We start from the raw sequence: 19,202 nt of genomic DNA on the forward strand, positions 1-19,202 counted from the left end.
GCCCGAGGCCGCATCAGCGGCCCCGGGTTTTGTACTCGTTGCGGCGCGGTGCGCCGCCTGGCGAGTCAGGCCTTGACGTGCGTCTTGACGTAGTCGATCGCCTGCTGCACCGAAGTGATCTTTTCGGCTTCTTCGTCGGGGATCTCGCACTCGAATTCTTCTTCGAGTGCCATCACCAGCTCGACGGTGTCGAGGGAATCCGCACCCAGGTCGTCGACGAAGGAGGCGCTGGCGCTGACCTCGTCTTCCTTGACGCCCAGTTGTTCGACGACGATCTTCTTGACGCGCTCTTCGATGCTGCTCATAGGTATCCGGCTCCGGTGGAGGCTGTTGCGGTGGGTAGTGTAAGGGATTCGGGTGGAGGTGGTACCGGCCGGTTCCGCCCCCTTCCGTTCAGGGGCGTGGCGGCCGCTTCCGTCACGGCATGTACATGCCGCCGTTGACGTGCAGGGTTTCGCCGGTGATGTAGCCGGCGTCCGGGCCGGCCAGGAAGGCGACGGCGCGGGCGATGTCAGCGGGCTCGCCCAGGCGGCCCAGTGCGATCTGCGCCGCCATGGCCGTCTTGGCGTCCTCGGGCAGGTCCCGGGTCATGTCGGTAGTGATGAAGCCCGGCGCGACCACGTTCACGGTCACCCCGCGGCTGCCGATCTCCTTCGCCAGCGACTTCGAGAAGGCGATGATGCCGGCCTTGGCGGCGGCGTAGTTGGCCTGGCCGGCGTTGCCCATCACGCCGATCACCGAAGCGATGCTGACGATGCGGCCGCGGCGGGCCTTCATCATGCCGCGCATGACCGCCTTGGAGGCGCGGTAGACGCTGGTCAGGTTGGTGTCGAGGATGGCCTGCCAGTCCTCATCCTTCATGCGCATCAGCAGGTTGTCGCGGGTGATGCCGGCGTTGTTGACCAGGATCGAGATCGGGCCGATGTCCTTCGCAATCGAATCGACCAGGGCCTCGATCGCACCAGGCGTGGTCACGTCGAGCACGCGGCCATGGCCGCTCCGCGCCGCAAGCCGCTCGCCGATCGCCGCGGCGCCGCCCTCGCTGGTGGCCGTGCCGACGACCGTCGCGCCACGCGCGGCCAGTTCGTCCGCGATCGCCGCCCCGATGCCACGGCTTGCGCCGGTCACCAGCACGATCTCGCCTTTCAGTTCCTGGGTCATTCTGCTTCTGCCTGTATCAGTAAGAGCTTTTGCCACGGATTTACGCGGATTGTTCACGGACTTACAGGAATGGGCCGCAGCGGTCCCTCGCGTGTGCCTTTTCATCTGCACTCGCCCTGTCCGCGTGGATCCGCCCTTATCCGCGTGAATCCGTGGCAAGAATCAGCTGTTCCATTCTGCCAAAGCCGCGTCGAAGTCTGCGACGGTACCAAGGGCGCGGGCGTCGAGGGATTTGTCGATGCGGCGGGCCAGGCCGCTGAGGACCTTGCCGGGGCCGCATTCACCGAGGCGGGTGGCGCCACGGGCGGCGAGGGCCTGCACGCAATCGGTCCACTGCACGGGCAGGTAGAGCTGGCGCACCAGGGCGTCGCGGATCGCCTGCACGCCGTCGTGGACTTCGGCATCGACGTTCTGCACCACCGGCAGCGAAGGCTCGCTCCACGCCAGCCCCGCCATCGCTTCGGACAGGCGGTTGGCGGCCTCGCGCATCAGCGGCGTGTGCGAGGGCACGCTGACGGCGAGCTTCACCGTCTTGCGCACGCCCTTGGCGGCAAGCAGTTCCAGCGCGCGGTCGACCGCGGCCGCGTGGCCACCGATCACCACCTGGCCCGGCGAGTTGAAGTTGGCGGGCACCACCACCTCGTCACCCGACGCCTCGGTGCAGGTCTCGCGCACCAGCGCGTCTTCGGCGCCGATGACGGCAGCCATGGCGCCCGTACCGGCCGGGGCCGCGGTCTGCATCAGCTGGCCACGCAGGCGCACCAGGCGCGCGGCGTCGGCCAGCGGCAGCGCGCCGGCCGCGACCAGCGCCGAATACTCGCCCAGGCTGTGGCCGGCCAGCAGCGACGGCGCCGGCCCGCCCGCGGCCTGCCAGGCGCGCCACACGGCCACGCCCGCGGCCAGCAGCGCCGGCTGGGTGAACTCGGTGCGGTTGAGCTGCGCGGCATCGGCATCCTGCGACAGCGCCCAGAGATCGATCCCTGCGCCTTCGGACGCTTCGTCGAAGGTCGCGCGCACCACGTCGCCGCGCGCGGCGAGGTCGGCAAGCATGCCCGACGACTGCGAGCCCTGGCCCGGAAACACGAATGCGAGCTGCGGAGCGGTCAAGTGATGGTCCAGATCAAAAAGCCGGGCGATGATAAGCCCGAACTCCCTGCTTCGTCTGTACCCGCCCGTATTGAGCCGGGCCTGCAAGCAGCAGCGACCCGGTCCGCTCGCTCCTCGCCACCCTCGACCCGGCCGGGAGGGATTCCCCGGAACGCAAAAGGGCCGCGGTTTCCCGCGACCCTTTCGTGATGCGACATGCGGTTGCCGTGACTCAGTAGCGCAGCAGCGCCGAGCCCCAGGTAAAGCCGCCGCCGAAGGCTTCGAGCAGCAGCAGCTGGCCGCGTTCGACCTTGCCCGAACGCACCGCTTCGTCGAGCGCCAGCGGCACCGAGCCCGACGAAGTGTTGCCGTGCCTGTCGACGGTGACGATGACGCGGTCCATCGGCAGGTCGAGGCGCTTGGCGGTGGCCTCGATGATGCGCAGGTTCGCCTGGTGCGGGATCAGCCAGTCGATCTCGCTGCGGTCGATGCCGTTGGCCTCGAGCGTCTCCTCGACGATGCTGTCGAGCGCCTTGACGGCGTGCTTGAAGACATCGCTGCCCGCCATCTGGATGCGCACGCCGGCGTTCTTTTCGTTTTCCTTGAAGCCGACCGAGACCCCGACCGGGTTCCACAGCAGCTCCTTCTTGGCGCCGTCGGCGTGCAGATGGGTGCTGAGGATGCCGGCTTCCGTATCGGCCTTGAGCACCACCGCGCCGGCGCCGTCGCCGAACAGCACGCTGGTGGTGCGGTCACTCCAGTCGATCATGCGGGTCAGCGTTTCAGAGCCGATCACCAGCGCGGTCTTGACCGAGCCCGACGCGATGAACTTCTCGGCCACGCTGAGCGCGAAAATGAAGCCCGAACAGGCGGCGTTGACGTCGAAGGCCGGGCAGCCGGCCACGCCCAGGCGCGCCTGCACCAGGCAGGCGGTGGACGGGAAGATGAGATCGGGCGTGGTCGTGCCGACGATGATCAGCTCGACCTCGGAGGCTTCGATACCCGCGGCTTCCAGCGCGCGCACGGCGGCATGGAAGGCCAGATCCCCGGTGGTCTCGCCCTCGGCGGCGATGTGGCGCTGGCGGATGCCGGTGCGCGCCGCGATCCATTCGTCGGACGTGTCGACGAACTTCGCGAGGTCGTCGTTGGTCAGGACCTTGGCCGGCAGGTAGCTGCCGGTCCCTGCAATGCGCGCGTAGGTGCGCGGTGCGGCGGACTCACTCATTACGAAGACGGACCTCGCGAGTTGCTGGGCGCCACGAATGGCGCCGGCGGCTGCGTGGCGCACGGAGGCGCCACGGCCAGGGCATCGCCCGCGATGGACGCGGGCGCGCTGAGGATCAGTCTTCCTCGGCCACGCGGGTCTTGGGCACGATCACCTGGCGGCCGCGGTAGAAGCCGTCGGCGGTCATGTGGTGGCGCAGGTGGGTCTCGCCCGACACCGGGTCGGTCGCCAGCTGCTTGGCGCTCAGCGCGTCGTGGGCGCGGCGCATGCCGCGGCGCGAGGGGGAAACGCGGGATTTCTGTACAGCCATGGGAGTGCTCCAGCAGCAGGAATAGTCATTCAGGATCCCGGTCAATCAGGATCCAGGGTCAATCGGAAACCAGGGCTGATCCGACCAGGGTCGATCGGATCAGCTTGATCACTCTTTTTTCTTCAGCGCCGACAACGCCGCGAACGGGTTGATCTGCGCCTCTTCGTCGGCGGCGACCGGCCAGTCGCGTTCGACGCTTTCCGACCCGGGCGACACCGGTACCACCGGCACCGCCAGGATCAGCTCATCCTCGACCAGGTCGACCGGGCGGATGGCGCCGTCGTCGGCTACGACCAGGGCTTCATACCCTGGCGGCAGCGCGGCTTCGGCAGCCTCGCCTTCATCGTCCTCGGCCCGCAGCAGCCCCAGCCGCTGCACCAGCGACACCGGGAACACGAAGCGCTGCAGCGTACGCTGGCATTGCAGCGGCAACTGCGCCTGGATCCCCAGTTCGACGTAGGGCACCTGCAACTCGTCGCGGCCAAACGAGACGGTGTACGCCACCTCGCCTTCGTCGTCTGCCAGTGCCTCGCGCAGGCGCGGGAGCGCGGACAGCGGCAGGCGGCCCACGAACTCCCGCCGGGCCGCAACCATGCGCCAAGCGTCCACTACCTCGGGCACGTCTACGGACATAAGCCGCAAAATGTTAGGCCTCGGACTCGCCCGTGTCAAACCCGGCTACGCCCGGAAACCGGTGCCGCGGCCGCCGCGCGGTGACAGTTTGCCACCGGCTCCGGTTCCCCGGCAGACTGCGGGCCCGCACGCGAGGCCCCCGGTTTGACGCCCACACTGCTGTTGATCGCGTTCCTGGTACTCCTGGCCCTCGCGGCCGGACTCGTTCTTCGCCGCCGCGCCGGCCGCAACCGGCACCGGCGGGCGATGGCCGGGGTCCTGGATGCCGCCGACGCCCTGGAAACCAGGCTGCGCACCGCGCGCAGCGAAATCGAGGCCGTGGCCGGTGAAGGCGACGACCCGGTGCGCGAAGCGCTGCAGGAGATGCTGCGCCAGCGCCTGTGGCTGCAGCAGCACGGATCCACCGCGTCCGCCGGTCAGCTTGACGCCGTCCGCGCATCGATCGATGCCGCGCGCGTGCGCATCGACCAGCAGCTCCGACAGATCGAGCGCGCCCGGGCAACACCGCTGTGAGCAGTGATACCGGCCTGGTACTGGCCTCGACCTCGCCCTACCGCCGCGAACTGCTTGCCAGGCTTGGGCTGCCGTTCGATACCGTCCGCCCCGAGGTCGACGAAACGCCGCTGGCGGGCGAAACCCCGTCCGCGCTGGCCCTGCGCCTGGCCGAAGCCAAGGCCCTGGCGGTTGCAGCGCTGCGCCCCGGCGCCCGCGTGATCGGCTCCGACCAGGTCGCGGATTTCGACGGCGTCGCCCTGGGCAAGCCCGGCGGCCGCGATGCGGCAATCGCGCAGTTGCAGGCGATGTCGGGGCGCGCGGTCGCTTTCCGCACCGCCGTGGCGGTGGCCAGTACGGGTGGCGTGGCCACGGCGCTCGACACCACCGTGGTGCGCTTCCGCCAGCTTGGCCGCGGCGAGATCGAACGCTACATCGACCGCGAGCAGCCCTTCGACTGCGCCGGCAGCTTCAAGTCCGAAGGCCTCGGCATCACCCTGTTCGAGGCCATCGAAACCCGCGATCCCACGGCCCTGGTCGGCCTGCCGCTGCTGGACACCCTGCGCCTGCTGCGCGAGTCGGGACTCGTCCTGCCCTGATGCCTCAGCGTTCGGCGTCCACCGGAACCGCTCCGACAGCGGCATCACCCGCGGCCGCATCCACGATGATGCGCTGTTCCGACCAGTCCTCGACGCTGCCGTCCCGGCCATGGAGCCGCAGGCCCAGCCAATGCACTCCAGAGCTGCCGACCGGCAGCTCGACGCGGGCGGAGAAGCCGACTGCAGGGTGGCTGGCATCGGTCGAGATGCCCCAATACGTCGCCACGCCCGGACTGTCGATGCCGTAGTCGGCCTCAGCCACCAGCGTGCCGTCCAGCAGCACCTCGACCCGCTCGACGCCGACGCCATCCTTGAACGCCCAGCCGCGGATATCGAACGCGGTGCCGACCCGTGCATCGGCGGCGGGCGTGTCGATCCAGGCCATGGCCGGAAGCGTGCAGTCCGCGTCCGCGCTCCGCTCCTCGATCGCAAACAGCAGGAAGCGCGTGCGCCCGTGGTCGACGTTGAGCACGCGGGGCGGCGGCAGCGCGCCGAAGCGCCGGCACAGTGCGTGGTAGCGCAGCAGCAGGTGCTTGTACTCCACCTCGCTGGCCGCGATCACCAGCAATACGGGGCCGCCGGGGTCGGTCGCACCGGTCGCCTCCAGGCCCCACAGGCGCAGCTGCGGCGCACGCCCGTGCTGGCGGTTGGCCGGATGCTCGAGCACCTCGATCGAAGCGTCGCCGAGCGCAAAGCCGAGCTCGGCGCCGATCTTGAAGTTGTCCGCCACCAGCCGCGTGCCTTCCGGCATGTCCTCGCGCAGCTCGCGCACGGCATCGGCAAGCACGTCCCAGCCGGCGAAGTTGGACGGATACCATTTCAGCGAAGCGGTCCGCGCGCGCAGCTCCGGCACCGAAACCAGTGCGTGGTAACCCAGGACCGCGGCCAGCCCGACGCCGGCGGTCGCCCATGTCATCACGCGCAACCAGCGCGGCCATCGCACGAGCAGCGCCGGCAGCAGCGGCAGCAGCGCCACCAGGCCCGGCAGCGGCCAGTGGAAGCTCACCCGCTCGGTATCGGCGAAAAAGCCGAGCACGAAGAATCCGAGCACGATCAGCCCTCCCGACAGCGCGATGAAGCGCACCGGCTCGCTGGTATCGCGCGCGCCGCGCCAGCCCGCCCACAGCAGCGCCGCGAACAGCAGCGGCGTTGCCAACAGGGTCTGGATGGCGATGAACCAGCTGCCCTCCGGATGCCACGCCCACGGGTGGCGATCGACCAGTTGGAAGCGCAGGCCGGCTTCGGCGTTCTCGAAGTTCCAGGCCAGGAGCGGTGTCCAGGCAGCCGCGCCGAAGGCGATCGCGATCCACAAGCGCGGGTCGCGCAGCGCCTGGCGGCCCTGCGGCAGTGCAAGCAGCGCCACCACGCCGACGCCGATCACCGCGGCGAAGCGGTAATGGCTGAGCGCGCCGATCGCCAGGCCCACGGCCAGCTGCAGCGCGGCGCCGTAGCCGACGCCCCGCAGCAGGCGCGTGCCTGCATCCAGGCACAGCAGCGTGGCGACCACCATGGCCGCGTCCGGCAGCGCCATCAGGCCCAGGGTGCCCGACAGCGGAAGCAGCAGCGCGGCGATGCCGGCCACCCAGCCTTGTCGTTCACCGAACTCGCGCGCGGTGATCCGCACCACCAGCCAGGGCACCAGCGATGCCAGCAGCAGGAAGGGCATGCGCAGCGCCAGCGTGCCTTCGCCGAACACCGCGGTGCCGATGCGGATCAGCCACGCGGTCAGCCCCGGCAGGTCCGAGTAGGCCCATGCAAGGTGCCGGCTCTCCTGCCAATAGAAGGCCTCGTCCACGAACAGCGGCAGGCGTGCAGCCACCGCCGCCTTGAGCAGCAGCAGCGCACACCACAGGGCGACGAAGGTCGCACGTGCGTCGATCTTTTCCCGCATCCGGCAGCGACCTCGTTACACTTCAATGGACCCTTACGGAGCCCGGCATGACTGCCCAGTCCGCACAACAGGACATGCTACCCGACGCCCTGCGCAAGTCGCTGCATGATGCCGAAGCGCAGGTGAACTCACTGGTACTGGGCAAGGCGCAGGCGGTCCGCTTCGCGCTCACCGCGCTGCTCTCCGATGGCCACCTGCTGATCGAGGACCTGCCCGGCCTCGGCAAGACCACGCTGGCGCATGCGCTGGCGGCAACGCTGGGCCTCGGCTTCCAGCGGGTGCAGTTCACCTCCGACCTGCTGCCCTCGGACATCGTCGGCGTGTCGGTGTACGACGCGCAGGCCGCGAGCTTCACCTTCCACCCCGGGCCGGTGTTCGCGCACGTGCTGCTGGCCGACGAGATCAACCGCGCGCCGCCGCGCACGCAGAGCGCGCTGCTTGAAGCCATGGCCGAGCACCAGGTCACCGTCGACGGCACCACGCACCTGCTGCCCGACCCGTTCTTCGTGATCGCCACCCAGAATCCGGTCGACCTTGCCGGCACCTATCCGCTGCCGGACTCGCAGCTCGATCGTTTCCTGCTGCGCCTGCAGCTGGGCTATCCCGACGCCGAGGCCGAGCGCGCGCTGCTGGCCGGCAGCGACCGCCGCCACCTGATCGCCCAGGCGCTGCCGATGCTGGGCGGCGATGACGTGCTGCGCCTGCGCGAAGCGGTGCTGTCGGTGCACGCCAGTGATGCCCTGGTGCGCTACGTGCAGGCGCTGCTTGAACGCAGCCGCCACCACGCCGGGGTCCGCGTGGGGCTGTCGCCGCGCGCGGGCATCGCCCTGCTGCGCGCCTCACGCGCGCACGCCCTGCTGCTCGGGCGCGGACACGTCCTGCCGGACGACATCCAGGCGCTGTTCGCGGCGGTGGCCGCGCATCGGCTGGTGGCCGACGCCGACGCCGGCGACGCGGCCGCGCTGGCGCAGGCGATCCTGCACGCCGTCGCGGTCGACTGAGCGTGGCGGGCGGGCGGCTGTCCGGCCTGCGCGCACGCCTCGGGTCGCTGGCGCGGCCGCGGCGACCGGAGTCCCTGCCGGTCATCTTCAACCGCCGCCGCATCTACGTCCTGCCGACCGCCTTCGGTGCATTCTTCGCCGCCCTGCTGGCGGTGATGCTGCTCGGCGCCCTGAACTACAACAACAATCCCGCCCTGCTGCTGGCACTGCTGCTGGCGGGCGCCGGCAATGCCAGCCTGTTCGCGGCGCACCTGCAGCTTTCCGGGCTGCGGGTGGCGGCGGTCGATGCCGAACCCGTGCCGGCCGGTGCGCCGATCACGCTGCGCGTCCACCTGCGCGCCGACGCCGCGCGCCCGCGGCGCGGCCTGCGCCTGCGCGCGGGCGGCGCCGAAGCCACCAGCTCGCTGGTCGACGGCGCCGGCGAGGCGCGCCTGGTGCTGCCGACGCAGCGCCGGGGCTGGCTGCATCCGGAACGCATCACGATATCGACCACGCGACCGCTCGGCATCGCCCGCGCCTGGGCCTATGCCTGGCCGGCCGAACCGCTGCTGGTCTATCCGCGCCCGGAAGCCGATGGGCCGCCGCTTCCGCACGGTGCCGGCGACGCGCCGCAGGCGCGGCTGCATCCGGCCGGTGACGACGTCCACCACCTGCGTGCCTATCGCCGCGGCGATTCGCGGCGGGCGATCGCGTGGAAGCCGTCGGCGCGGCGCGGCTCGCTGCTGGTGCGCGAGTACGAGCAGGCGCAGGGCGCGGACGTGGTGCTGGACTGGTCACTGGTGCCGCTCGCCTACGAGGACCGCATCCAGCGCCTGGCGCGCTGGGTGGACGAGGCCGAGCGCGAAGGCCGTCGCTATCAGCTGCAGCTGCCACAGCAGGCGATCGGCCCGGGCCGCGGCGCGGTGCACCGGCACGCCTGCCTGCGCGCGCTGGCCCTGCTGCCGTCGTCGACCGTCGAATCCGGTGGCCGCCGTGGCTGAGGCGCGCCGCCGCAGCCCGGTGCTTGATCCGCAGGCGCGGGGCTGGACCCTGGCCGCCGCGGCCGCGTGCCTGCTGCCGCTGCTGCTGCAGCTGCCCGGGCCGCTCGCCGCCGGGCTGGCCGCGGTCGCAGCCGTGGTCAGCGCACTGTCGTGGCGCCGCCGGCTGCCGGCCGCGCTGCGCCTGGTGCTGTCGGTGGCGCTGGTGGCGCTGGTGCTTGCCAACTCCGGCTTCCACTTCGGCCGCGACACCGGCTGCGCGCTCCTGGCCGCCATGCTCGCGCTCAAACCGATGGAGCTGGTGACCCTGCGCGATGCGCGCAGCCTGCTCGGCTTCGCCCTGTTCGCGCCGTTCGCGACCTTCCTCCTCGACCAGGGGCCGCTGAGCCTGCTGCTCGGGCTCGGCGCCGCGCTGCTGGCGCTCGCGTCCATGCTGCGCCTGGCGGAATTCGAGAGCGGGGATGACGCCGGCATGCCGCCGCGCGAACGCCTGCGACGGGTGGGCGGCATGATCGCCATCGGCCTGCCGCTGGCCTTGGCCGCGTTCTGGCTGTTCCCGCGCATGGCCACGCCGCTGTGGGGCGTGCCGGAGCGCACGATCGCCCGCACCGGGCTGTCGGACAGCATGTCGCCCGGCGAATGGATCGACATGCTGGTCGACGACAGCCCCGCGCTGCGCGTCACCTTCGACGGTGCCACGCCGCCGACGTCGGAGATGTACTGGCGTGGCCCGGTGCTGTGGAACTACGACGGCCGCGAGTGGACGGCGTCACGCTGGTTCAGCGCGCTGCCGCCGGCCGCCATCGAACACGGCGCGACGCGCTACAGCTACCAGGTCGACGTCGAGCCCACGGAGCGCCGGACGCTGGTCGCGCTGGAGCTTCCGGTGGCGACGCCCGAGGGCGTGCAGCGGGCATACGACCACACCCTGGCCACGCGCCGCCCGCTGACGTCGGTGACGCGCTGGCGGATGACATCGGCCGCGCCCACCACGTTCGAGCCCGAGCTCCGGCCGATCCTGCACAGCGCCGCGCTGCGCCTGCCCGATGGTTTCAACCCACGCACCCACGCCCTGGCGGAGCAGTGGCGCGCCGAAGCCGGCGAAGGCGCCGCCGCCGATGCGGCCATCGTCAACCGCGCACTGTCCTGGATCCGCGCCGAATTCGGCTACACCCTGAGCACGCCCCTGCCCGGCCGCCATGCCGTCGATGAATTCCTCTTCGAACAGAAGGAGGGCTTCTGCGAGCACTTCAGCCAGGCCTTCGTGGTGCTGATGCGCGCGTCCGGCATCCCGGCGCGCGTGGTCACCGGCTATGTCGGCGGCTACCGCAATCCCGTGGGCGACTACTGGATCGTGCGCAACTCCGATGCCCACGCCTGGGCAGAAGCCTGGCTGCCAGGGCGCGGCTGGGTGCGCGTCGACCCGACCGCGGCCGTCGCGCCCGAACGCATCTACGACACCATCGCCGACCGCGCCTCGCGCAGCCCCGGCGGCCTGCAGGCCCTGGGCCCGATGCTGGACGTGGGCGACTGGATGCGGCGCGGCTGGAACGATCTCGTGCTCGGCTTCGACGCCGATCGACAGCAGCGCATCCTGCATGCGCTTGGCGGACGTGACCTCGGTGCCGGCCAGCTGGCGCTGCTGTTCGCGCTGATGGCGGGACTGGCGCTTGCGGCGATGCTCTGGCTGGTGGCGCGCGGCGAACGCGAACGCGACCCGGTCCTGCGCGCCTGGCACCGGCTGGCCGCGCGCTACGCGCGGATGGGCCTGGGGCGGCACCGGCATGAGACCACGAGCGACTGGACGAAGCGCGTGGTGGCGACCCGCCCGCAGTCGGCCGCGCTCCTCACCCTCGGCACGCGTTTCGACAATTGGCGCTACGCTCCCGGGCAGGAGGGCGAACACCGCGCCCTGCTGCGCGACCTGTGCGCGCACCGCCCCTGACGCCCGGCGCACGCCGACATTCCGGAGACATCCATGCGCAAGCACATCCTTCTCGCACTGGCTTCAACGGCACTGATGGCCGCCTGTGCCTCACAGCCCAAGCCGCTGCAGGGGGAGTACACCCCGCTCACCCCGCGCGTCGCCGCCGAATCCGACGCCACCGGCAGCCTGGTGCGCTGGGGCGGGCGCATCGTCCAGGTCGAGCCGCGCGCCGACAGCACCTGCTTTGAAATGGTCTCGACCCGCCTGGACCACTACGGCCGCCCCTACTGGGCCGACGACGACACCGGCGGACGCTTCATTGCCTGCCGCTCCGGCTTCTACGACCCGGCGGTATTCGAACAGAACCGCGAGGTGACGTTCACCGGACGGCTGGCCGGGCACGAGAGCCGCGACATCGGCGGCTACAGCTACCGCTTCCCGCTGGTGGATGCCGACGTGGTCTACCTCTGGCCCGAACGGCCGCGCAATCTGCTCACGCGACCCGCGCCGTGGCCGTGGTGGGGTTACTGGTAGGGGTTGTTCGGGGCTCTTGTTCCGACTGAGGAGAGACGTACGGCCGACCCGGCGGAGTGCTGGGTCTTGTCGAGGCTCCGGGGTGCTGATGTGGCAGTTGGAGCGCGTTGTTACGTCCGCAGCTACTCCGTCCTGATTCTCGCTGCCCGTCCCGCGCACAGGGGGTGTGCTGCGCCGGCCGTCTCCGCGTCCTGCTCCCAGCGGCCGGGCGCCGGCCATCCATGGCCGGCTCTCCGCACACCCCCTGTGCGCGGGACGGGCCGTGGCGTTTTCCTGCTTCGGGTCGAAGATCAAGAGCGTCGCGCTCGCCGGCGTGGCCGTGGCCGTGGCGGTGCCGCTTGATCCGGTGACGGTCCACCCGGTTTCGACGTGGGCGTGGGCGTCGACGTTGCCTTCGTCCCCGACCGCAACAAAGGTCCGGGCCCGCCGTGGATGTAGGGGGGGATACCCAGAGCCGGCCATGGATGGCCGGCGGCCGGATCTGGGAGCAGGACGCGCATAATCCGGCTGGGTATCCCCCCCTGCGTCCACGGCGGGCAGCGCGCCCCCTCCCGGAGCAATCACCCGGAAGCCCCACGCAATCAGGAGAAGAACCCTATTCGGGCGTACCGAAACGGCCGAGGGGGGCGCCGGCCAGCAGGTGCAGGTGGATCTGGAACACGGTCTGCCCGCCGTCTTCGTTGCAGTTCATGACGACGCGATAGCCGTCCTCATCGAACCCCTCCCGCTTGGCATACGCCGCCGCGGCCAGCGCCAGTCGGCCCACGACCGCGGCCTGGTCGGCCTGCAGGTCGTTGAGCGTGGCGACGTCGACCTTGGGCACGAACAGCACGTGCACCGGTGCCTGCGGCGCGATGTCGCGGAAGGCGATGAGGTGTTCATCCTCGTAGACGACGTCGGCGGGGATCTCGCGCTTGATGATCTTGTGGAAAATGGTCATGGGGGCTCCTAGGCCATCTCGCCGCGGCTGCCGAAGGCGTGGGACAGCGTGCCACGATCGACGTACTCGAGTTCACCGCCCAGCGGCAGGCCGTGGGCGGGGCGACTCGGGCGCACGCCGTGCTGGCGCGCGAGCTGCGCCAGGTAATGCGCGGTGGCCTCGCCCTCGACGGTGGGATTGGTGGCGATGATCAGCTCCTGCACCTCGCCCTGCGCGAGGCGCTCGCCCAGTACGTGCAGGCCAAGCTCGCGCGGGCCGATTCCATCGAGCGGGCTCAACCGCCCCTGCAGCACGAAGTACAGGCCGCGATAGCCGGTGGCCTGCTCGATCGCCAGGCGGTCGGCGGGCGATTCCACCGCGCACAGCAGCTGGCCGTCGCGCGACGCGCTGGCGCAGGTCGCGCACAGCGGCGTCTCGCTGAAGTCGCGGCAGCGCTCGCAGTGGCCGATCTTCTCCACCGCTTCGGCCAGCACCCCGGCCAGCCGCCTGCCGCCGTCGCGCCCGCGTTCAAGCACGTGGTAGGCCATGCGCTGCGCGGTCTTCTGGCCCACGCCGGGCAGCACCCGGAAGGCCTCGACCAGCTGCTCGATCAGGGGCACGCTCACGATGTCGCGGCGCGCCGGTTCAGAACGGCATCTGCATGCCGGGGGGCAGCGGCATGCCGGCGGTGGCGGCGCCCATCTTCGCCTGCGATTCGCTGTCGACCTTGTTGCTGGCGTCGTTGAACGCAGCGGCCACCAGGTCCTCGGCCATCTCCGGATCGGCCAGCACGCTGGGGTCGATGCGCACCTTCCGGCACTCCTTGCGGCCGGTCAGCGTGACCGTGACCATGCCGCCGCCGGCGCTGCCGGTGACTTCGATATTGGCCAGTTCGGCCTGGGCCTTCTGCAGGTTCTCCTGCATCTTCTGTGCCTGCTGCATCAGCTGGGCGATGTTCCCGCGCATGTCAGTGCTCCTGTTCTTGTATGGGACGGATCGAGTCCGGGACCACGCGTGCGCCCTGGCGCTCCATCAGGCGCTGCACGTCCGGATCATTGAGGAAGGTCGATTCCGCGGCGCCTTGGCGCTCGTCGCGCGCGCGTTCGTTGCGCGCGTGCAGGGTTTCGCCGGCGGCGGCGGCGGCGGACTCGAAGCGGATCTGCGGCGCAGCGCCCCAGGTGGGAGCCAGGGCGTCGGCGAGCTGCTGCACCAGGAGCGGGGCGCGGAGATGGTCGTCGGCCGCGGGCAGCGACAGGCGCAGCACGCCGTCGCCCATGCCCACGAAGGCGGAGCTGGCCGCAAGTTCGCGCGCCGGGCCGCGGAGTCCGAGCCCGGCGACGAAGTCGGGCCATGACGCAGCGTCGACCGCGGCCGGCGACACGCTTGCCCGGGGTGCGGCCACCGGAATGGCTGCGGGAGCCGCGGCTGGGACCACGGACGTAGCCGGGGATGGCGCCACCGATGGCGCTTCCGGCCACGGCGGGGCGTCAACAGGCATCACCGGTGCTTTTGCCTGCCGCGGAGCCGGAGCCGGAGCGCGGGTCGACGCGCTCGGCACGGGCCTGGATGCCGGTGTCGGAGCCGATGCGGCTGCGGGCGCCACGTCTGCGGCCGTCGCCCTGGCGTCACCGGCGGCCGGCACCACCGCAGCTCCCTGCAGCGCCGCGCGGGCCGCTGCCGCGGCCGACCGCCCCGCGCCCGGCGCGGCCGTACCCGCTTGGCCACCGGTGCCAGCGCCGGATGCCGCGCCGCCCTCGCCGGGCCGGAACGCCAGCATGCGCAGCAGGCTCATTTCAAAGCCCACGCGCGCACTCGGCGCGAGGTCGATATCGCGACGGCCACCGACCGCCATCTGGTACCAGAGCTGGACCAGCTCGGGGCGCAGCGTCGAGGCCAGCGCGTCGACGTCGACACCATCGGCCTCGCCTTCGCTGCCGGGCACGAGCTGCCTGACCTGGATGCGATGCAGGGCCTCGGCCATCGCGTCGAGCACGCCCGCCCAGTCGGGCGAGAAGCCGGCCAGGACGTCGATCGTCGCCATCAGCGCGGTGCCATCGTCGTCGGCAAGCGACGCGAGCAGCCCTGCCACCTGGGTCCGGTCGACCGAACCGAGCATCGTCGCCACGGCCCGGTCGGTCAGCGCAACGCCTTCGCCGGCGCCGCAGTAGGCAATCGCTTGGTCAAGCAGCGACAGCCCGTCACGCAGGCTGCCATCGGCGGCCTTCGCCATCTGGCGCACCGCGCCGGGCTCGGCGTCGATGCCTTCGGCGGCAAGGATCTTTGTGATCTGCCCGCCGATCTGCTCCTCGTCCAGGCGCTTGAGGTTGAACTGCAGGCAGCGCGACAGCACCGTCACCAGCAGCTTTTGCGGATCGGTGGTCGCGAACAGGAACTTGACGTGCTCCGGCGGCTCTTCGAGCGTCTTCAACAGCGCGTTGAACGCCTGCTTCGACAGCATGTGCACCTCGTCGACCAGGTACACCTTGTAGCGCCCGCGCGAGGGCATGTACTGCGCGTTGTCGATCAGGTCGCGGACGTTGTCGACGCCGGTGTTCGAGGCGGCGTCGATCTCCAGCAGGTCGATGTAGCGGCCGGCGTCGATGGCCTGGCAGGTCTCGCACTCGCCGCAGGGGTCGCTGGACGCGCCACGCTCGCAGTTGAGGCTCTTGGCGAAGATGCGCGCGATCGTGGTCTTGCCCACGCCGCGGGTGCCGGTGAACAGGAAGGCGTGGTGGACGCGGCCGGAATCGAGCGCGTTGACCAGGGCGCGGACCACGTGCTCCTGGCCCACCAGTTCGGCGAAACGCTTCGGGCGCCACTTGCGGGCGAGGACGAGGTAGGACATGCCGCCATTCTGCCATGCGGGCGGAGGCGGCCGATGGGTCTGGGGGCGGGGGGGGGGGGGGGGGGGGGGGGGGGGGGGGGGGGGGGGGGGGGGGTTTGTTCTTTTCTCCCTCCCTCCCCCCCCCCCTCCCCCCCCCCCCCCCCCCCCCCCCCCCCCCCCCGCTGCCACCATCGCCGCGGCCGGATCGCAGCTGTAGCTGCTCCCACAGGGCTTCGTGTCAGCGCCAAGGCGGGTTGAGAGCCATGTCCCGTCCCGACCTCCGCCAATGCGCCGATGTTCCTTGTCGATACAGCCAGCGGAGGGCTAGAATTGCCGGTCCCATGCGGTCGTGCCAAGGCAGGCAGGACGCAAGGGCAGGTGCGGAGAGGTGTCCGAGTGGTTGAAGGAGCACGCCTGGAAAGTGTGTAAGCGTCTAAACCGCGCTTCGGGGGTTCGAATCCCCCTCTCTCCGCCAGTTCCAAGCGCGCGCCGCGCATCGGCCGCGTTCGCAGGTTTCCATGGTGGCCCCGTCGGCCCCTCGCGACGCTAGATCGAAAACTCCGCCAGGGCCGGAAGGCAGCAACGGTATTGATCGACGCGGGTGCCGAGGCAAGTTGGCGGGGCCGCCTCCATTCAGGGCACCAATGCCGGATGCGGCACCGGATCGGCCAGCGCGATCGCCTCGCCGGGGCGCGCCACGCGGTGGCCGCGCGCGCGGATGGCCTCGCCATCGGCCTCGCTTGCGTAGTGGTAAAGCACGCAGCGGGCCAGAAGCTCCGGCGCGTATTCGCGCTCCAGGTCATCGATGCCGCTGTGCGAGGGATTGCCGAGCAGACCGCAGTCATGGGCGATGAGTTCGCCCTCGCTTGCGACCGCGGCCAGCACCCCGGGGATCGGCCGCGTGTCGCCGCTCCAGACCAGGCTGCCACGCAGGCGCAGTCCGAAGGCGGTGCGCGGCCAGTGATGGCGGGATTCGAAGACTTCCAGGCGCACGCCGTCGTGCCAGAACGCGTCGCCCACCGGGACCACGCGGAACGCGTCCCAGAAATTCGCGCCGCCCTCGGCCAGCGCGTTCGGGTAATCGGCCACGCGCCGGTGCAGCAGCGGAAGCACGTCCACCGGCACGTACAGGGGCGTGCGCCCGCGCCGCGCGGGATCGAAATAATTCGCCACGAACAGCCGCTCGAAGCCGGCGACGTGGTCCAGGTGCACATGGGTGACGAACAGCGCCGGCGGCGGCGCGCCGTAGTGCGCGAGGTAGCTGGTCAGGCCTTCGGCGCCGCAGTCGATGGCAAGCCACGGCGCGCCATCGCGTTCGATGGTCGCCATCGGCGAGCCCAGGGCCACCGCCGAGGCGCTGCCCACGCCCTGGAACCTCAGCGTCCAGGCCATGCTCAGGTGCCCCGATCCCAGCGCTTGTCGTAGCTGCGGCGCAGGCGCGCGAAGTCCTCCCGGACCTCGGCCTCGCTGCGCGCGCCCCGGAGCTTCAGCAGCGAACGCTCCAGCCGCGCCAGGTTGCCCATGCGCCAGCCGGTGGCCGGGATATGCATGCGGCCGCGGTCGAGATCGATCAGCCAGCCCTGACCGGTGGCGTCATAAAGGATGTTGTGGGCGTTGAGGTCCGCGTGGTCGAAGCCTTCGCGATGGAAGCGCGCCAGCAGGCGACCGGTCTCCTCCCACGGCGTCGTTGCCGGATCGCCGCCCGCCCACTCCGCCAGCGAACGCACGTCCATCAGCCGCTGCATCAGGATCGCCGCGCGATAGGTGGCGCCGCTGCGTACGTACGAGGCCGCGATCGGCTCCGGCACCGGCAGGCCGCGCTTGCGCAGTTCGCGCAGCAGTCGGAACTCGGCGAAGCTGCGCACGCGGTCGGCGCCGCGCCAGAGATGGCGATCACGGTTGAAGCCGGCAACCAGCCCGCCGCGCAGGTAATGCCGCAGCACGCAGGGCCCGTTGCTGGTGTCATCGATGAACCAGGCCCCGCCGCGGCCACTGCCCGACACCGGCGTGGCACGCGGTCCCCAGGCCTCGGGATCGAACCAGCGCGGATCCGCTTGCCGCAGCTGCGTCTGGTCGAACAGAATCGAGCCGAACCCGCTCGCGCCGGGTCCGGCGCGGAACGGCGTCAGGCTCTCTGCGGCGTCGAAAATTGCCATCCTTCCGAGTCTAACAAGCTTGTCGCAGCCTGATACCGCTCCACCACGTTCGATCTGCCTGCTGCGCCTGTCGGCGCTGGGCGACGTGACCCATGTCCTGCCCCTGGTGCACACGCTGCAGCGGGCCTGGCCCGGCGTTGCGCTGACCTGGATCATCGCCAAGGGCGAGCAGCGCCTGCTCGAGGGCCTGCCGGGCGTGGAGTTCGTGGTCTACGACAAGAAGACCGGGCGCGAGGGCGCGAGGGCGCTGCGCCGGGAGCTGGCGGGCCGCGAATTCGACGCCCTGCTGCTGATGCAGCTCGCGCTGCGCGCCAACCTGCTGTCACGCGCGGTGCGCGCGCGGCGGCGGATCGGCTACGACCGCGCACGCTCGAAGGAGCTGCACGGGATGTTCGTGAACGAACGCATTCCGGCCGATGCCGGCCCGCACGTGCTGGACGTGCTTGGCGCGTTCGCGCGTCCGCTCGGGCTGCGCCAGGAGCGCGTCGAGTGGGCGCTTCCAGTACCCGACGACGCCCGCGCATGGGCACGGGCGCAGTGGCCCGACGACGGCCGGCCGACCCTGGTGGTCTCGCCCTGTTCCAGCCACGCGCTGCGCAACTGGAGCGCAGGGCGCAACGCTGCAGTGGCCGCGCACGCCGTGGCCCAGGGCTGGCGCGTGGTGCTCTGCGGTGGCCGCAGCGAGCTGGAACGCGCCACTGCCGACGCCATCATCGCCAATGCCGGCGTCCCGCTGCTGGACCTGGTCGGCAAGGACACGCTCAAGCAGCTTCCGGCGCTGCTGGAGCGCGCCGACCTAGTGATGACGCCGGATTCCGGCCCGACCCACATCGCCAACGCCATGGGCACCAAGGTGCTGGGCCTGCACGCGGCAACCAATCCCGCGCGCAGCGGGCCGTATTCGGACCGGCGCTACTGCGTGGACAGGTATGACGATGCGGCGCGACGCTTCCTCGGCAAGCCGGCGTCCGGCCTGCGCTGGGGCACGAAGATCGAGCGCGAGGGGGTGATGGACCTGATCAGCGTGGAAGACGCGGTCGCGGCCTTCGAGCGCTACCGCGCCGACCATCGAAAGCAATGATGTGACAGGTGGAGTGTTGTTGCGCCGGGAGCTGCTCCGTTCTGGTCCGCGCTGCCCGTTCCGTGCGTTTCTCCGTTCTGGTCCGCGCTGCCCGTCCCGCGCACAGGGGGTGTGCTGCGCCGGCCGTCTCCGCGTCCTGCTCCCAGCGGCCGGGCGCCGGCCATCCATGGCCTGCTCTCCGCACACCCCCTGTGCACGGGACGGGCCGTGGAGTTTCTTGGCTTCGGGACGGAGATCAAGAGCGGGCGCGCTCGCGATCGTGGCCGTGGCCGTGGCCGTGGTGTGACGTGGCGTGGCCGTGCGGCTTGATCCGGTGACTACCGCCCGGTTGCGACATCTGCGTCGACGTTGCCCTCGTCCACCACCGCGCAAAAGGTCCGGGCCCG

Annotated in this window: 20 protein-coding genes, 1 tRNA gene and 1 other RNA gene; 9 read left to right on the top strand and 13 right to left on the bottom strand. The window is 70.9% G+C overall.

All coding sequences use genetic code 11. The features are described from left to right. Positions 1-65 precede the first annotated feature (65 nt). From acpP to WCD84_RS11485, 6 genes are all read right to left on the bottom strand, one after another. Positions 66-305 carry an acyl carrier protein gene (gene acpP / locus WCD84_RS11460; protein ID WP_343255975.1) on the bottom strand — a complete coding sequence of 80 codons (240 nt, stop codon included), beginning with the start codon at positions 303-305 and terminating at the stop codon, positions 66-68. Between the two features lie 112 nt (positions 306-417). Next, a complete protein-coding gene (gene fabG, locus WCD84_RS11465; RefSeq protein ID WP_343278581.1) occupies positions 418-1,161 on the bottom strand; it encodes a 3-oxoacyl-ACP reductase FabG in 744 nt (247 codons plus the stop codon). Between the two features lie 162 nt (positions 1,162-1,323). Further along, positions 1,324-2,268, bottom strand: coding sequence for an ACP S-malonyltransferase (gene fabD, locus WCD84_RS11470; protein ID WP_343255973.1), 945 nt, complete (start codon positions 2,266-2,268; stop codon positions 1,324-1,326). A 211-nt stretch (positions 2,269-2,479) separates the two neighbouring features. Further along, positions 2,480-3,472, bottom strand: coding sequence for a beta-ketoacyl-ACP synthase III (locus WCD84_RS11475; protein WP_343255972.1), 993 nt, complete (start codon positions 3,470-3,472; stop codon positions 2,480-2,482). A 115-nt stretch (positions 3,473-3,587) separates the two neighbouring features. Continuing rightward, a complete protein-coding gene (gene rpmF, locus WCD84_RS11480) occupies positions 3,588-3,782 on the bottom strand; it encodes a 50S ribosomal protein L32 (protein WP_343255971.1) in 195 nt (64 codons plus the stop codon). Between the two features lie 108 nt (positions 3,783-3,890). Continuing rightward, a complete protein-coding gene (locus WCD84_RS11485) occupies positions 3,891-4,415 on the bottom strand; it encodes a YceD family protein (protein ID WP_343281454.1) in 525 nt (174 codons plus the stop codon). A 162-nt stretch (positions 4,416-4,577) separates the two neighbouring features. On the opposite strand from WCD84_RS11485, the gene WCD84_RS11490 reads away from it, so the two are divergent. After that, positions 4,578-4,928: a hypothetical protein gene (locus WCD84_RS11490; RefSeq protein ID WP_343281455.1), complete on the top strand. Its 351-nt coding sequence runs from the start codon at positions 4,578-4,580 to the stop codon at positions 4,926-4,928. After that, a complete protein-coding gene (locus WCD84_RS11495) occupies positions 4,925-5,506 on the top strand; it encodes a Maf family protein (RefSeq protein ID WP_343281456.1) in 582 nt (193 codons plus the stop codon). The genes WCD84_RS11490 and WCD84_RS11495 overlap by 4 nt, the downstream gene beginning before the upstream one ends. 4 nt (positions 5,507-5,510) lie before the next feature. On the opposite strand, the gene WCD84_RS11500 is transcribed toward WCD84_RS11495, so the two are convergent. Beyond that, on the bottom strand, positions 5,511-7,397 hold the full coding sequence (locus tag WCD84_RS11500; protein WP_343281457.1) for a glycosyltransferase family 39 protein: 1,887 nt from the start codon (positions 7,395-7,397) through the stop codon (positions 5,511-5,513). A 47-nt stretch (positions 7,398-7,444) separates the two neighbouring features. Between WCD84_RS11500 and WCD84_RS11505 the strand changes: the two genes are divergently transcribed. The 4 genes from WCD84_RS11505 to WCD84_RS11520 are packed head-to-tail and all read left to right on the top strand — an operon-like array spanning position 7,445 to position 11,836. Continuing rightward, the gene (locus tag WCD84_RS11505; protein ID WP_343255966.1) at positions 7,445-8,398 is read left to right on the top strand and encodes an AAA family ATPase; all 954 of its coding nucleotides are present in this window, start codon (positions 7,445-7,447) and stop codon (positions 8,396-8,398) included. Further along, positions 8,395-9,378, top strand: coding sequence for a DUF58 domain-containing protein (locus WCD84_RS11510; RefSeq protein WP_449280112.1), 984 nt, complete (start codon positions 8,395-8,397; stop codon positions 9,376-9,378). The genes WCD84_RS11505 and WCD84_RS11510 overlap by 4 nt, the downstream gene beginning before the upstream one ends. Further along, a complete protein-coding gene (locus WCD84_RS11515; protein WP_449280111.1) occupies positions 9,371-11,320 on the top strand; it encodes a transglutaminase TgpA family protein in 1,950 nt (649 codons plus the stop codon). The genes WCD84_RS11510 and WCD84_RS11515 overlap by 8 nt, the downstream gene beginning before the upstream one ends. A 33-nt stretch (positions 11,321-11,353) precedes the next feature. Then, positions 11,354-11,836, top strand: a complete 483-nt coding sequence (locus WCD84_RS11520; protein WP_343281458.1) for a Slp family lipoprotein — start codon at positions 11,354-11,356, stop codon at positions 11,834-11,836. A gap of 595 nt (positions 11,837-12,431) precedes the next feature. Here WCD84_RS11520 and WCD84_RS11525 read toward each other — a convergent pair. Genes WCD84_RS11525 through dnaX form a run of 4 tightly spaced genes read right to left on the bottom strand, consistent with a single transcriptional unit; the run spans position 12,432 to position 15,600 of the window. Then, on the bottom strand, positions 12,432-12,776 hold the full coding sequence (locus tag WCD84_RS11525; RefSeq protein WP_343281459.1) for a histidine triad nucleotide-binding protein: 345 nt from the start codon (positions 12,774-12,776) through the stop codon (positions 12,432-12,434). A gap of 8 nt (positions 12,777-12,784) precedes the next feature. Next, on the bottom strand, positions 12,785-13,381 hold the full coding sequence (recR, locus tag WCD84_RS11530) for a recombination mediator RecR (protein WP_343256126.1): 597 nt from the start codon (positions 13,379-13,381) through the stop codon (positions 12,785-12,787). Between the two features lie 19 nt (positions 13,382-13,400). After that, a complete protein-coding gene (locus WCD84_RS11535) occupies positions 13,401-13,721 on the bottom strand; it encodes a YbaB/EbfC family nucleoid-associated protein (RefSeq protein WP_343256127.1) in 321 nt (106 codons plus the stop codon). 1 nt (position 13,722) lies between these two features. Then, the gene (gene dnaX / locus WCD84_RS11540; RefSeq protein WP_343281460.1) at positions 13,723-15,600 is read right to left on the bottom strand and encodes a DNA polymerase III subunit gamma/tau; all 1,878 of its coding nucleotides are present in this window, start codon (positions 15,598-15,600) and stop codon (positions 13,723-13,725) included. Positions 15,601-15,961: 361 nt separating this feature from the next. Here dnaX and WCD84_RS11545 point away from each other — a divergent pair. Together WCD84_RS11545 and ffs are read left to right on the top strand one after the other, a co-directional pair. Continuing rightward, positions 15,962-16,054, top strand: a tRNA-Ser gene (locus tag WCD84_RS11545). Between the two features lie 52 nt (positions 16,055-16,106). Continuing rightward, positions 16,107-16,203: signal recognition particle sRNA small type (gene ffs / locus WCD84_RS11550), an RNA gene on the top strand. Positions 16,204-16,212: 9 nt separating this feature from the next. Here ffs and WCD84_RS11555 read toward each other — a convergent pair. Next, a complete protein-coding gene (locus tag WCD84_RS11555; protein ID WP_343281461.1) occupies positions 16,213-16,971 on the bottom strand; it encodes an MBL fold metallo-hydrolase in 759 nt (252 codons plus the stop codon). 2 nt (positions 16,972-16,973) lie between these two features. Beyond that, entirely contained in the window at positions 16,974-17,735 is a 762-nt protein-coding gene (locus WCD84_RS11560) for a 3-deoxy-D-manno-octulosonic acid kinase (protein WP_343281462.1), read from the bottom strand. 19 nt (positions 17,736-17,754) lie between these two features. Here WCD84_RS11560 and WCD84_RS11565 point away from each other — a divergent pair, with 19 nt between their 5' ends. Next, on the top strand, positions 17,755-18,816 hold the full coding sequence (locus tag WCD84_RS11565) for a glycosyltransferase family 9 protein (RefSeq protein ID WP_343281463.1): 1,062 nt from the start codon (positions 17,755-17,757) through the stop codon (positions 18,814-18,816). Positions 18,817-19,202 lie beyond the last annotated feature (386 nt).

Origin of the sequence: Luteimonas changyuni, from assembly GCF_039548395.1 — a bacterium.
Lineage (GTDB): Bacteria > Pseudomonadota > Gammaproteobacteria > Xanthomonadales > Xanthomonadaceae > Luteimonas.